Raw genomic sequence first — 13,341 nt, 5'->3', positions numbered from 1 at the left:
CGGCGCGGCGCGGCGGCACCTCCTACACTGGGGGGATCACCACACCGAGGAGAACAACCATCGTCACCACCCCTGCCCAGTCCGGTCCCGCCGATGCCGACGACGGCGACTTCTGGCCGACCCGCGACCGGGCCGCTTCCATCCGTGACCGACGGCTGCACGAGCTCGACGGCGATGGCGACCGGTTGCCGGCCGAGGAGACCGACGAGACCGAGTGGTCGGATGACCTCGACGAGTCCGACGAGGGACCCACGCTGTTCGGCGATGACTTCATCCCGATCGAGGGGGACGACCCGGAGGCGTACGACGGGGACCAGTTGGAGCTCGCCGAGCGGCTCTCACTGCGTCGGGTCCCGGAGATCCGTACCGACCTGCAGGACATCACCGAGGTCGAGTACCGCCAGCTGCGGCTGGAGCGGGTCGTCCTGGTCAGTGTCTGGACCACCGGCACCCAACAGGACGCCGAGAACGCGATGGCCGAGCTGAAGCTGCTGGCCGAGACCGCCGGTTCGGAGGTGCTTGACGGCCTGATCCAGCGTCGCCAGCACCCCGATCCCGCGACCTATATCGGCCGGGGCAAGGTGACGGAGGTCCGCGAGGTCGTCCAGCGCACCGGGGCCGACACCGTCATCTGCGACGGCGAGCTGTCCTCCTCGCAGCTGCGCAACCTGGAGGACCAGATCAAGGTCAAGGTCGTCGACCGTACGATCCTGATCCTCGACATCTTCGCCCAGCACGCCAAGAGCGCCGAGGGCAAGGCCCAGGTCGAGCTGGCCCAGTTGCAGTACCGCAAGCAGCGCCTGCGCGGCTGGGGCGGCAACCTGTCCCGCCAGGCCGGCGGCCAGGCCGCCGGCGGTGCCGGTATCGGTGGGCGTGGACCCGGTGAGACCAAGATCGAGACGGACCGACGCCGGATCAACACCCGGATCGCCCTGTTGAAGCGCAGGCTGCGCGAGATGGACACCACCCGGGAGACCAAGCGGGCCGAGCGCCACCGCAACCGGATCCCCTCGGTCGCCATCGTCGGCTACACGAACGCGGGCAAGTCGTCCCTGCTGAACCGGCTCACCGGGGCGGGGGTGCTGGTCGAGGACGCCCTGTTCGCCACCCTGGACCCGACCACGCGCCGGGCCGAGGCGCCCGACGGCCGGGTGTACACGTTGACCGACACGGTCGGCTTCGTGCGCCACCTGCCCACCGACCTGATCGAGTCGTTCCGCTCGACCCTGGAGGAATCGGCCCAGGCCGACCTGCTGGTCCACGTGGTCGACGGGGCGGACCCCGACCCGGCCGGCCAGGTCGAGGCGGTCCGCCAGGTGCTCGGCGAGATCGAGGCGACCGACCTGCCCGAGCTGCTGGTGTTCAACAAGATGGACCTGGTCGATGCGACCACCCGGCTGGAGCTGGCCTCGGCCTTCCCTTCGGCGATGTTCTGCTCCGCCCGCAGCGGGGCCGGGGTGGCCGAGGTACAGGCCGCCATCGAGGCGGCCCTGCCGCACCCCGAGGTCGAGGTCCGCGCCCTGGTGCCCTACTCCCGTGGGGACCTGCTGGACAAGGTCCACCAGCACGGGGAGTTCGTCACCCAGGAGCACACCCCCGACGGCACCCGTGTCGTCGCGCGGGTCCACCCCGGGCTGGCGGGGGAGTTCGCCCCCTACCTGGAGGACTGAGCCGGGGCTCAGCGGTGTCGGGCCAGGGCTGCCAGCGTTGCGTACGACAGCAGGCAGGCGCCCAGGACCGTCGCCATCCCCGAGACCAGTCCCCAGGCCAGGCCGACCCCGGCCAAGGTCGGGACCGCAGCAGCACCGGCCAGCAGGACGCAGGCGCCTCCGGCCACCAGCCCCAGCGCTACGGCTGACGTTTCACCCGTCCCGCTCGCCCGCGGCTGTTCGGGCCCGGTGGTGGTGTGCAGCACCAGGCTACCGATCATGGCCCATCCTGCGGTGATGAACACCGCGGCGACCACGTCGGAGGGCCGGTGCCAGCCGTTCACCACGGTCGAGGCGCCGGCCAGGGCCGTGTAGAGGGCAGCCAGCAGCCCCACCCGGGCGCGGGCACCGGCCGGGATCGCCAGCACCAGCACCATCCCGGCCACCGCGGCCATCGTGGTGTGCCCGGAGGGGAACGAGTTCAGTGCTGCCGCCTGCACGTTGAGGTCGGGCTTGTCGATCACCAGCCGCTTGAGGACCTGGACCGAGACCGTGGCACCGAGGGCCACGCCCAGTCCCACGACGGCGGCGCGGAGCGACCGCGCCCGTACCGACATCACCACCAGGGCCAGGCCGCCCACAGCGGCGCCGACCGCCGGCAGCGTGTCCAGCACCTGCCGGGTCCGGGGGCCGAGGAAGGTGAGGGCCTGGCCGCCGCGCAGCGCCCGTTCGTCCAGGTACTGGCCGGGAACCGTTCCCAGGGCGACCCAGCCGACCACGGCCGCGGCGCCCCAGGCCAGCACGACGGCGAGCAGGGTCCGGACGAGGGGCCTCCAGAGCGCGGTCGTCGGTGCAGGGGAGGAGTCGGGAGCCACGGGACCAGCGTACGTGGGGTGTCGAACCTCTCCGGGCGGTAGCGTGGCCCCTGACGACGCCGTACGTGAAAGGACACCGGGCATGCGCATCGGGGTACCCACCGAGGTGAAGAACAACGAGGAACGCGTGGCGCTGACCCCCAGTGGCGTGCACGAGTTGGTCCGGCGCGGCCATGACGTGCTGGTCCAGGCCGGTGCGGGAGCCGGCAGTTCCATCCCCGACAAGGACTACGCCGCGCAGGGTGCGAGGATCGAGCACGACTGCGCCCAGATCTGGGCCGAGGCCGACCTGGTGCTGAAGGTCAAGGAGCCGGTGGCGTCCGAGTGGCCCCTGATGCGCTCGGGCCAGATGCTGTTCACCTACCTCCACCTGGCCGCGTCCCCGGAGTGCACCCGGGCGCTGATCGGCGCCGGCACCACTGCCATCGCGTACGAGACCGTGCAGTTGCCCGATGGCACGCTGCCGCTGTTGTATCCGATGTCGGAGGTCGCCGGCTCGCTGGCGCCCCAGATCGGTGCTGTCGAACTGCAGGCCTCGCACGGGGGCCGGGGCATCCTGATGGGCGGCGTGGCCGGTGTCGCGTCGGCGCACGTGGTCATCATCGGCGGGGGAGTGGCCGGCCAGAACGCCGCCCGGGTGGCGCTCGGCATGGGTGCGGACGTGACCGTCCTGGACACCGACCTGGAGAAGTTGCGCCACGTGTTCTGGCGGACCGATGGCCATGTCGACACCCTGTTCTCGACCCGGCTGACGATCGCCGACCTGCTCCCGCGCGCTGACCTGGTGATCGGCTCGGTGCTGATCCCCGGGGCGCGGGCGCCGAAGCTGGTCACCAATGAGATGGTCGCCACGATGCGACCCGGGTCCGTACTGATCGACATCGCGGTGGACCAGGGCGGTTGTTTCGAGGACTCCCGGCCGACCACCCACAGTGACCCGACCTTCCGGGTGCACGGGTCGTTGTTCTACTGCGTGGCGAACATGCCCGGAGCCGTCCCGCACACCTCCACGTACGCGTTGACCAACTCGACCCTGCCGTACGTTCTGGCGCTCGCCGACAAGGGCTGGCGCCAGGCGATGCGGGACGACCCGGCGCTCGCCGGCGGGCTCAACGTGCATGCGGGCCGGGTCACCCATCGTGGCGTCGCCGAGGCCCACGGCCTGCCGCTGGCTGGTGTCGCCCGGCTGCTGGGCAACTGAGGCACGGTCATCGGGCCGGCGGCCCGATGGCGGCGCGGGCAGGAAGCGTCGGTGGGAGCGTCTAGGGTTGACGGGTGCCATCCGAGAAGCAACCCGCGGTCACCGTCGATGCCGTCCTCGAGGCGGCGGTCGGGGAGATCGGCGGCAGCCCACGGCCTGGCCAGCAGCAGATGGCCCAGGCCGTCGCCGCCGCGCTGGCCGGCCGCGAGCACCTACTGGTGCAGGCCGGAACCGGTACCGGCAAGTCGTTGGGCTACCTGGCCCCCGTCCTGACCCACCTGGCCGCCCACCCCGACGACCGGGTGGTGATTGCGACGGCCACCCTGGCGCTGCAGGCCCAGCTCGCCGAGAGCGACATCCCGCACGCCCTGGCCGCCATGGAGAAGGTCGCCGGGCGCAGCGTGCGCGCTGCCGTGCTGAAGGGCCGTAGCAACTACGCCTGCCTGCTGCGGGTCCGGGAGAACGGGCCGATGGAGCAACAGGGCCTGTTCGGTGGGGCCGACGTCGTCGACCAGATCCGCGACTCCGGCGCCGACGAGGTGTCGGTGCTGGGGGCCGAGGTCCTCGCGCTGCGCGAGTGGGCCGAGGAGGAGGCCGAGCGGAAGGGGCTGGCGGACCGCGACGACGCGCCGACCCACACCGCCAGGGGTTGGTCGCAGGTGTCGATCTCGTCGCGCGAGTGCCTGGGGGCCCAGCGTTGCCCGTTCGGCGGCGAGTGCTTCGTGGAGAAGTCCCGCGAACTGGGGCGCGCCGCGGACCTGGTCGTGACCAACCATGCCCTGCTCGCCATCGATGCGATGCAGGAGGGCACCGTCCTGCCCGAGCACTCCGCGGTGGTGATCGACGAGGCCCATGAGCTGGTCTCCCGGGTCACGGGTGCCGCCTCCGCCGAGCTCAGCCCGCAGATGGTGGAGCGGGTCGCCAAGCGGGCGATGGCCTGGATGGACGACGACACCGCCCTCGACCTGATGGACGCGGGGGAAGCCGTCGGGACGGCGCTGGCAACGGCCCCGTTGGCACGGGTCGAGCCCGGTGACTCCGCCCTGCTCACCGCCCTCGGCCAGGTGCGTGACCTGGCTCGCGACGGTGTCTCCCAGGTCGGCAAGGGCAAGGAGAGCAAGGAGGCCGACGGGGAGCGGCGCCAGGCACAGGCCGCGCTGCAGGAGGTCTTCGAGGTCGCCGAGCGGATGGCGTCCCCGTCCGAGGCTGACGTGGTGTGGGTGATCGACCGGGAGCGCTCGGGGCGCGAGCTGCGCGTCGCCCCACTGTCGGTGGCCGGACTGATGCGGGGCTCGATCCTTTCCCAGCGGACAGTGGTCTTCACCTCCGCCACCCTCAAGGTCGGCGGTGGCTTCACCAAGGTCGCCGGGTCCTTCGGCCTGCGGGCGGGCGAGGAGGTCACCGACGAGGCGCCTGGCGCGGACAAGGGGCCGTCGGCCGATGAGGTGATGGGGGAGGGCTTCGAGGGGGCCATGGCGGGAACGATGCCCTGGCGGGCCCTGGACGTGGGGTCGCCGTTCAACTACGGCAAGCAGGGCATCCTCTACCTGGCGAAGGACCTGCCGCGTCCGGGCCGCGAGGGGACGGACCCGGCGGTCCTGGCGGAGATCGCCCAGCTGGTCTGGGCCTCCGGCGGGCACACCCTCGGTCTGTTCGCCTCGCAGCGGGCGGCCCAGGCAGCGGCCGAGCACGTACGCGAGGAGCTGCCGGCCCTGGAGATCCTGCTGCAGGGGGACGCGCACCTCGCCGAGCTGACCCGGCGATTCGTCGCCGAGCCGGAGACGAGCCTGTTCGGGACGCTCTCGCTGTGGCAGGGGGTCGACGTCCCCGGGGACACCTGCCGGTTGGTGATCATCGACAAGATCCCCTTCCCCCGGCCGGACGAACCGCTGATGCAGGCACGCCAGCAGGAGGTGCAGCGCCATGGCGGCAACGGCTTCATGTCGGTCGCCGCCACCCATGCGGCACTGCTACTGGCCCAGGGGGCGGGCCGCCTGATCAGGCGCACCACCGACCAGGGCATGGTGGCGATCCTGGATCCCCGGATCGTGACCGCACGCTACGGCGGCTTCCTGCGGGCGTCCCTGCCGCCGATGTGGACGACGATGGACCCCGACGTTGCTGTCGGGGCCCTGAAGCGGCTGGCGGGGGAGTAGTCGGACGGTCTCAGATCCGGCGCAGCACCGCCACGACCTTGCCCAGGACAGTGGCGTACGTGCCGTCGATCGGGTCGTACGCGGGGTTGTGCGGCAGCAGCCAGACCCCGTCGGCGGTGCGCTTGAACGTCTTGATCGTCGCCTCGTCATCGAGCAGGGCCGCCACGATGTCGCCGTTGTCGGCATCGGGCTGCTGGCGCACGACCACCCAGTCGCCGTTGCAGATGGCCGCATCGATCATCGAGTCGCCGCGAACCTCCAGCATGAAGACGTTCCCCTCGCCGACCAGCTGCTTGGGCAGCGCGTAGACGTCCTCGATGTGCTCCTCGGCCGTGATCGGTACGCCAGCGGCGATCCGGCCGACGATCGGCACGTTGACGGCGGTCGGCATCGCATCGCGCAGGCCCGTCGCGTCGCTGGCGGCAGCGGTCCCCGACGCGGAGGCAGCGGTGGCCGCCGGAGCGGTCACCACCTCGAGGGCGCGGGGGCGGTTCGGGTCACGCCGGATGTAGCCCTTCTCCTCGAGCACCTTCAGCTGGTGGGAGACGCTCGAGGGACTGGACAGGCCGGCGGCATCGCCGAGCTCGCGGACGGTGGGCGGATAACCGCGGTCCTCCACCGTTGCCCGGATAATGTCCAGGATCAGCTGCTGGCGCGCCGTGAGTCCGGCCAAGGGTGCGGCCGGGGACGGTGCGGGGTGTTCCTGGCGCTCGGCCAGCTCCTGGCGCCTGGCCAGCCGTGCGGCTCGTACCTGTTGCTCGACCGCGCTCGCACGCGGGCGTCCCCGACGTGGCGCGCTGATGTCCTCCGGATCTGCAGCCATAGCAAGACGTTAGCCTGCCTGATCCGTTCATTCAAACATTTGTTCGAGCATGTCGGAAGGTGCGCCGAATCCCTGGGCGCGTCGAGGGGGAGATCCGGTGCGGGGAAACGTCAGACCCCTCGGGTGTGATGGAGGTACTGGTCGGGCGGGACGGTGTGCCGGGGTTGCATTCGATCAGATGTTCGGTAGAGTTTTCGAACGTAGGTTCGATCCGTTGAGGAGACCAGCATGACTGTCATTCCCATGGGCGTTGCACCGCTTCGCCACGTCGGCGCGGCCGGCCGAGCACGCCTCCTTGCCGTCGACCTGTCGGACCTACTGGTCCGAGCCGGTTCTGTGCTGGAACGCCTGTTCACCTTGGGGCTGCTGGCCCTGATGGTCGTCGCCGGCATTGTGATCGCCTGGGTGACCTTCGGTGTGATGACCGGTCTGATTGACTGAGCCGGGAGCCTGATCCTTCGCCCGTGCGGCCGCCGGAGGTGGCCCATCCACCGCCTCGCCGAGGGCTTCCCGGGGGTGGCGCGAGGCGGCGAGGGTCGGTGATGACTGCTGCTGGGGCGACGACGCGCCGAGGGTTGCCCTTGGGGGAGTGGCGTCCTATGATCACAACATCTAGTAGTTACAGGCATGTGGTTCATCCACAGATTGTGGTTGTCACCCACACGTTGTCCACACTTGTTCAACAGGCTCCTCCGCAGGTTTGTCCACAGGGGGGTCTGGGAGCTGATCCTCGGGAGGAGGTGTTCGTCGTGCATTGTCCCTACTGCCACCACACGGACACCCGCGTTCTTGATTCCCGGGCGGCCGAGGACGGATGCAGTATCCGTCGACGGCGTCAGTGTCCCGAGTGCGGACGGCGGTTCTCGACCCTGGAACAGATGCAGCTGTCGGTCAGCAAGCGTTCCGGCGTCGTCGAGCCGTTCGATCGGGACAAGGTCGTCCAAGGGGTGCGCAAGGCGTGCAAGGGTCGTCCGGTGACGGAGGACCAGCTCGCGAGGCTCGGCCAGAAGGTCGAGGAGGCGGTTCGTGCCTCCGGGCAGACGATCATCCCGGCACCTGAGGTGGGGGTGGCCATCCTGGGACCCCTGCGTGAGCTCGACGAGGTCGCCTACCTGCGCTTCGCCAGTGTCTACCGCCAGTTCGCGTCCGTCGATGACTTCGAGACAGAGATCGCCGCGCTCCGCGCGGGTTCGCCCTCGCCGCACCAGAGCATTTCGTAGCCCCAGCAATTCCAGCCCCAGCATTCGTAGCCTCCAACCAGGAGAGGGTTCAGCCATGTCCGAAACCACTCGTCCGGCGACCAGCAAGTCGCGGTCGAACCGTCCCAAGCCTGCGAAGGCCAGCGGCCTCGTGGTCGAACGCGTATTCAGCACCGAGGGTGTGCACCCGTACGACGAGGTCACCTGGGAGAAGCGTGACATCGTCCAGACCAACTGGAAGACCGGTGCCAGCGTCTTCGAGCAGCGGGGCGTCGAGTTCCCGGACTTCTGGAGCGTCAACGCGTCGACCATCGTCACCACGAAGTACTTCCGTGGTGCGGTGGGCACCGACCGCCGCGAGTCCAGCCTCAAGGCCCTGATCGACCGCGTGGTCACCAAGTACCGCACCACCGGCGAGCAGGAGGGCTACTTCGCCACCCCGCACGACGCCGAGGTCTTCGGCGACGAGCTGACCTGGATGCTCCTGCACCAGTACTTCAGCTTCAACTCCCCGGTCTGGTTCAACGTCGGCACCGAGGCCCCCCAGCAGATCAGCGCCTGCTTCATCCTGTCCGTCGACGACTCGATGGACTCGATCCTGAACTGGTACGCCGAGGAGGGACGCATCTTCAAGGGCGGCTCCGGCGCGGGCGTCAACCTCTCCCGGATCCGCTCCTCCAAGGAACTGCTCACCTCCGGTGGCACCGCCTCCGGACCGGTCTCCTTCATGCGCGGCGCGGATGCGTCGGCCGGCACCATCAAGTCCGGCGGCGCGACCCGTCGTGCGGCGAAGATGGTCGTCCTGGACGTGGACCACCCGGACATCGAGGAGTTCGTCGAGACCAAGGCGCGCGAGGAGAACAAGATCCGTGCGCTGCGCGATGCCGGGTTCGACATGGACCTGGACGGCAAGGACATCGTCTCGGTCCAGTACCAGAACGCCAACAACTCGGTGCGCGTCACCGACGAGTTCATGCGTGCGGTCGAGGACGGCGACGAGTTCGGCCTGCGCGCCCGCCTGACCGGCGACGTGATCCAGACAGTCGACGCCCGTGAACTGTTCGGCAAGATCTCCCAGGCCGCCTGGGCCTGCGCCGACCCGGGCCTCCAGTACGACGACACGATCAACGACTGGCACACCAACCCCGAGACCGGACGGATCACCGCGTCCAACCCGTGCTCGGAGTACATGAGCCTGGACAACTCCTCGTGCAACCTGGCCAGCCTGAACCTGCTGAAGTTCCTCAGCGACGAGAACACGTTCGAGATCGAGCGCTTCGTCAAGGCCGTCGAGATCATCATCACGGCGATGGACATCTCGGTGACCTTCGGTGACTTCCCGACCGAGGCCATCGCCGAGACCACCCGCAACTACCGCCAGCTCGGCATCGGCTACGCCAACCTGGGTGCCCTGCTGATGGCCACCGGCCACGGCTACGACTCCGACGGGGGCCGTGCACTGGCCGCCGCCATCACCTCCCTGATGACCGGGGCCGCCTACCGCCGCTCGGCCGAGCTCGCCGGTGTCGAGGGCCCGTACAACGGCTACGCCCGCAACGCCGAGGCCCACCAGCGCGTCATGCGCAAGCACCAGGCCGCGAACGACGAGCTGCGTACGGTCAACACCATGGACGCCGACATCCAGCATGCGGCCACCGAGGAGTGGGACCAGGTCATCACCGTGGGCTCCGAGAACGGCTTCCGCAACGCCCAGGCGTCGCTGCTGGCCCCGACCGGAACCATCGGCTTCATGATGGACTGCGACACCACCGGCATCGAGCCGGACTTCTCGCTGGTCAAGTTCAAGAAGCTCGTCGGTGGCGGCTCCATGCAGATCGTCAACCTGACCGTGCCCCGTGCGCTGGCCAAGCTCGGCTACACCGAGGAGACGATCGAGGCGATCGTCGCCTACATCGCCGAGCACGGCCATGTCGTCGACGCCCCCGGCCTGAAGCCGGAGCACTACGAGGTCTTCGACTGCGCCATGGGCCAGCGGGCCATCCGGCCGATGGGCCACGTACGGATGATGGCCGCCGTACAGCCCTTCCTGTCGGGCGCGATCTCCAAGACCGTCAACCTGCCCGAGACGGCAACCGTCGAGGACATCGCCGACGTCTACATGCAGGGCTGGAAGCTGGGCCTGAAGGCCCTGGCCGTCTACCGCGACAACTGCAAGGTCGGCCAGCCGCTCTCCACCGGCAAGAAGGAGCAGAAGACCGAGAAGGTCGTCGAGCCCCAGGTGAAGATCGAGTACCGCCCGATCCGCAAGCGCCTGCCGAAGAAGCGCCCGAGCTACACCACCTCCTTCACGGTCGGTGGCGCCGAGGGCTACATGACGACGGGGTCCTACCCCGACGACGGCCTGGGCGAGATCTTCCTCAAGCTGGGCAAGCAGGGCTCGACCCTGTCCGGTGTGATGGACGCCTTCTCGATCGCCGTCTCGATCGGCCTCCAGTACGGGGTGCCGCTGACCACGTTCGTGCAGAAGTTCACCAACCTGAAGTTCGAGCCGGCCGGCATGACCGACGACTCCGACATCCGGATGGCCCAGTCGATCATGGACTACATCTTCCGTCGCCTGGCGCTGGACTACCTCAGCTTCGACGACCGGGCCGACCTCGGCATCTACACCGCCGCCGAGCGGACCCGCTACCTCGACACGGGCAGCTACGAGCCGGAGACCCCCGAGATCGAGCCGATCGAGGAGGTCAAGGAGACCCCTTCGGTCCAGCCGACCACGTCCCTCAAGGAGACCCAGCAGGTCACTCCGGCAGTGGCCGAGCTGATCGTCGCGGAGTCGGCCCGTCCGGCGACGCACGACGCGCGCACCAGCGCCGAGCTGATGGAGGAGCTGACCGGCACCTCGGTCGACGCGCCGCTGTGCCTGACCTGTGGCACGAAGATGCGTCCCAGTGGTTCCTGCTACGTCTGTGAGGGCTGCGGCTCGACCAGCGGCTGCAGCTAGTAGGAGAGGATCGGCGGGGAGGACCTGCCGGTCCCCCCGGAGCACGAGCCGTGATGGGCCCGACGAGCGCTGCGCTCGTCGGGCCCATCATTCGCGAACGACCTCCTCCGGAGCCTTGTCGTCGCGCAGTCCGAGCCAGACCGGATGGCGCAGGATGCCGTCCGGGGTGCGCTCCTGGTAGGTGACCTCGCCGACCAGCGCGGGCTCCACCCACTGGGCGTCCCGGGCCACGTCGGTGGGGATCCCGTCAGCTGCCGGCTGCTGACGGCCCAAGGTGGCGAACCGGTCGGCCAACAGGGCGAGCTGGGGCCCGGTGAACCCGCTGCCCACCCTCCCGACGTATATCCACCCGTCCCCGTCGCCGCGAACCGCGAGCAGTAGGGAACCGATCCCGTGACCGTTGTGGCCCGGTCGCCAGCCGATCAGGACGACCTCCTGGGTGGCGCGGTGCTTGACCTTCAGCCATGTCTTCGTCCTCTTGCCGGGACGGTAGACGGAGTCGAGGCGCTTGCCGATGATGCCTTCCAGGCCCAGCTCGGCGGAGGTTTCCATGGCGTCGTGGGCCGAGACGTCGAACCACGCCGGGACGTGGACGTGCGTGCCCTCCCGGACAGCCGCTTCCAACATCTCTCGGCGTTCCGAGTAGTGCCTGGTGAGCAGCGACCGAGGGCCGAGCTGGAGCAGGTCGAAGACCATGTAGTGCACCGGGATGCGCTGCCGGGCGGCCTCGATCTCGCCCGGATGGGTCAGGTTCATCCGTCCCTGCAGGATCGAGAAGCTGGGGCGACCCTGGGCGTCCAGCGCGACGATCTCCCCGTCCAGCCGGGCGTTCCCGGTCACGGTGGAGGCCAGCTCCGCCAGCTCGGGGTACACCGCGGTGATGTCGCGACCGGTGCGGCTGGTGAGTCGCACCTGTCCACCCCAGACAGTGGCGACGGCCCGGATGCCGTCCCACTTCATCTCGAAGCCCCAGTCGTCGGTCCCCATCGACCCGAGCGTGCCGGGGGAGGCGAGCATCGGCAGCACGTCGGGTGGCGGGGAAACACCGGCCTCGGCCGTGGTCTCCATCCGGTGGATCAGCCAGTTCTTCTCCGTCCCGCCTGCCTGGGTGGCGATCAGCGCGAACTTCGCCGGTTCACCGCCGAGGCCGCCGTCGGGACGGCCGTAAAGCGTGACGATCACCTCCTTGCCCTCGCGCCACTTCTCCACCTCGATCGTCCCCGCGTCCCAGATCGTTACCTGGCCTGCGCCGTACTCGCCCCGGGGGATCTCGCCCTCGAAGCTGCCGTACTCCAGCGGATGGTCCTCGGTGTGCACCGCGAGGTGGTTCTGGGTCGGATCGGTCGGCGGCCCCTTCGGTACCGCCCAGGACACGAGCACCCCGTCACGTTCGAGACGGAAGTCCCAGTGCAGTCGTCGGGCATGGTGCTCCTGGATCACGAACGTCGGGACAGGGTTGCCCGCGGCCGGGGGAGTGACCGGGACGGGTTCGGGGGTCCGGTCGGCATCCCGCATCCCTCGGTACGTCGCGAGCCGGTCCCGGTCGGTCCCCTCCGGCTGTCCGCGGGCGGCCGAGCCCGGTGGGCCGGGGTCGTCCCCTCGGGCCTCCGTGATCCGCTGCAGCACCTCCTCCATCGACAGGTGGTCCAGGCCGGGGTCGGCGATCTCCTCCCAGCTGCGTGGGACCGCGACGGTCGGCCGGAGCCGCCCGCGCAGCGACCAGGGGCAGATGGTGGTCTTGTTCCCGTTGTTCTGCGACCAGTCGACCAGGACCTTGCCCTCGCGAAGCGACTTCTTCATGTCGTGCACCACCAGGTCGGGCATCAGTCGGTGCAGCGCCTGGGCGAACTCCCTGGCGAACGAGTTGATCTCTTCGGAGGTCCGGGACCCGTCCAGTCCGGCGTACAGGTGGAGGCCCTTGGAGCCGGAGGTGACCGGAACCACCGGCAGTCCCATGTCCTCCAGCAGATCGCGGGCCGAGAACGCGACCTCCGCACAGTGCTGCAGGCCTGCGCCCGGGCCGGGATCCAGGTCCAGGACGAGCCGGTCGGGGTTCAGCTCCTCGTCCGCGCCGGAGACGCGCCACTGGGGGACGTGGATCTCCAGCGCGGCGACCTGGGCGAGCCAGGCGAGGGTGGCCCGGTCGTTCACCAACGGGTAGCGCACCGGGCGGTGGTGGTGCTGGATCGTGTGCGTGGCCAGCCAGCCGGGGGCGCCGTGCTCGAGGTTCTTGGTGAAGAAGGCCTCGACCGGCTGGTCGGCGGTCCCCACGCCGTTCGGCCAGCGCTTGCGAGTGGCCGGCCTCATCGCCGACCACGCCACGAGCCGGTCGGCCACGGCCAGGTAGTAGCGCAGCACGTCCGCCTTGGTCGTGCCGGTCACCGGGTACAGCACCTTGGACGGGTTGGTCAGCCGCAGCCGGCGACCGTCGACGTCGATCTGGGACACGGAGCCTGTCATCCTGCCTCCTTGT

Annotated in this window: 9 protein-coding genes; 6 read left to right on the top strand and 3 right to left on the bottom strand. The window is 69.7% G+C overall.

The genetic code is table 11. The features are described from left to right. Positions 1 to 254 precede the first annotated feature (254 nt). Complete coding sequence (gene hflX / locus GA0111570_RS08115; protein WP_483880029.1) at positions 255 to 1,670, top strand: GTPase HflX; 1,416 nt, start codon at positions 255 to 257, stop codon at positions 1,668 to 1,670. An 8-nt stretch (positions 1,671 to 1,678) separates the two neighbouring features. On the opposite strand, the gene GA0111570_RS08110 is transcribed toward hflX, so the two are convergent. Continuing rightward, positions 1,679 to 2,524 (bottom strand): phosphatase PAP2 family protein, encoded by an 846-nt coding sequence (locus GA0111570_RS08110; RefSeq protein ID WP_092609006.1) that lies wholly within the window; start codon positions 2,522 to 2,524, stop codon positions 1,679 to 1,681. An 82-nt stretch (positions 2,525 to 2,606) separates the two neighbouring features. On the opposite strand from GA0111570_RS08110, the gene ald reads away from it, so the two are divergent. Both ald and GA0111570_RS08100 read left to right on the top strand, forming a co-directional pair. Beyond that, positions 2,607 to 3,725: an alanine dehydrogenase gene (ald, locus tag GA0111570_RS08105; RefSeq protein ID WP_092609003.1), complete on the top strand. Its 1,119-nt coding sequence runs from the start codon at positions 2,607 to 2,609 to the stop codon at positions 3,723 to 3,725. A gap of 170 nt (positions 3,726 to 3,895) precedes the next feature. Continuing rightward, positions 3,896 to 5,881: an ATP-dependent DNA helicase gene (locus tag GA0111570_RS08100; RefSeq protein WP_092609265.1), complete on the top strand. Its 1,986-nt coding sequence runs from the start codon at positions 3,896 to 3,898 to the stop codon at positions 5,879 to 5,881. Between the two features lie 10 nt (positions 5,882 to 5,891). Here GA0111570_RS08100 and lexA read toward each other — a convergent pair whose 3' ends face one another. Beyond that, positions 5,892 to 6,704 carry a transcriptional repressor LexA gene (lexA, locus tag GA0111570_RS08095; RefSeq protein WP_092608999.1) on the bottom strand — a complete coding sequence of 271 codons (813 nt, stop codon included), beginning with the start codon at positions 6,702 to 6,704 and terminating at the stop codon, positions 5,892 to 5,894. Between the two features lie 228 nt (positions 6,705 to 6,932). On the opposite strand from lexA, the gene GA0111570_RS08090 reads away from it, so the two are divergent. The 3 genes from GA0111570_RS08090 to GA0111570_RS08080 all read left to right on the top strand — a co-directional run bounded on the left by GA0111570_RS08090 (position 6,933) and on the right by GA0111570_RS08080 (position 10,868). Continuing rightward, the gene (locus GA0111570_RS08090) at positions 6,933 to 7,145 is read left to right on the top strand and encodes a hypothetical protein (RefSeq protein WP_139283183.1); all 213 of its coding nucleotides are present in this window, start codon (positions 6,933 to 6,935) and stop codon (positions 7,143 to 7,145) included. A gap of 308 nt (positions 7,146 to 7,453) precedes the next feature. Further along, positions 7,454 to 7,924, top strand: a complete 471-nt coding sequence (gene nrdR, locus GA0111570_RS08085) for a transcriptional regulator NrdR (protein WP_092609262.1) — start codon at positions 7,454 to 7,456, stop codon at positions 7,922 to 7,924. A 55-nt stretch (positions 7,925 to 7,979) separates the two neighbouring features. Continuing rightward, positions 7,980 to 10,868, top strand: coding sequence for a vitamin B12-dependent ribonucleotide reductase (locus GA0111570_RS08080; protein ID WP_092608993.1), 2,889 nt, complete (start codon positions 7,980 to 7,982; stop codon positions 10,866 to 10,868). Positions 10,869 to 10,955: 87 nt separating this feature from the next. On the opposite strand, the gene GA0111570_RS08075 is transcribed toward GA0111570_RS08080, so the two are convergent. After that, a complete protein-coding gene (locus tag GA0111570_RS08075) occupies positions 10,956 to 13,328 on the bottom strand; it encodes an ATP-dependent DNA ligase (RefSeq protein WP_092608991.1) in 2,373 nt (790 codons plus the stop codon). Between the last annotated feature and the right edge of the window lie 13 nt (positions 13,329 to 13,341).

The organism is Raineyella antarctica (assembly GCF_900092135.1).
Lineage (GTDB): Bacteria > Actinomycetota > Actinomycetes > Propionibacteriales > Propionibacteriaceae > Raineyella > Raineyella antarctica.
Note: the sequence above shows the minus strand (reverse complement) of the source record. Positions and strands in the feature narration are given on the sequence as shown.

Excerpts from the sequence above, each read along its gene's own strand:
- GA0111570_RS08100 (WP_092609265.1), top strand. The coding sequence starts at position 3,896 with ATGGCCCAGGCCGTCGCCGCCGCGCTGGCCGGCCGCGAGCACCTACTG.
- GA0111570_RS08090 (WP_139283183.1), top strand. The coding sequence starts at position 6,933 with ATGACTGTCATTCCCATGGGCGTTGCACCGCTTCGCCACGTCGGCGCG.
- GA0111570_RS08080 (WP_092608993.1), top strand. The coding sequence starts at position 7,980 with ATGTCCGAAACCACTCGTCCGGCGACCAGCAAGTCGCGGTCGAACCGT.
- ald (WP_092609003.1), top strand. The coding sequence starts at position 2,607 with ATGCGCATCGGGGTACCCACCGAGGTGAAGAACAACGAGGAACGCGTG.
- lexA (WP_092608999.1), bottom strand. The coding sequence starts at position 6,704 with ATGGCTGCAGATCCGGAGGACATCAGCGCGCCACGTCGGGGACGCCCG.
- GA0111570_RS08075 (WP_092608991.1), bottom strand. The coding sequence starts at position 13,328 with ATGACAGGCTCCGTGTCCCAGATCGACGTCGACGGTCGCCGGCTGCGG.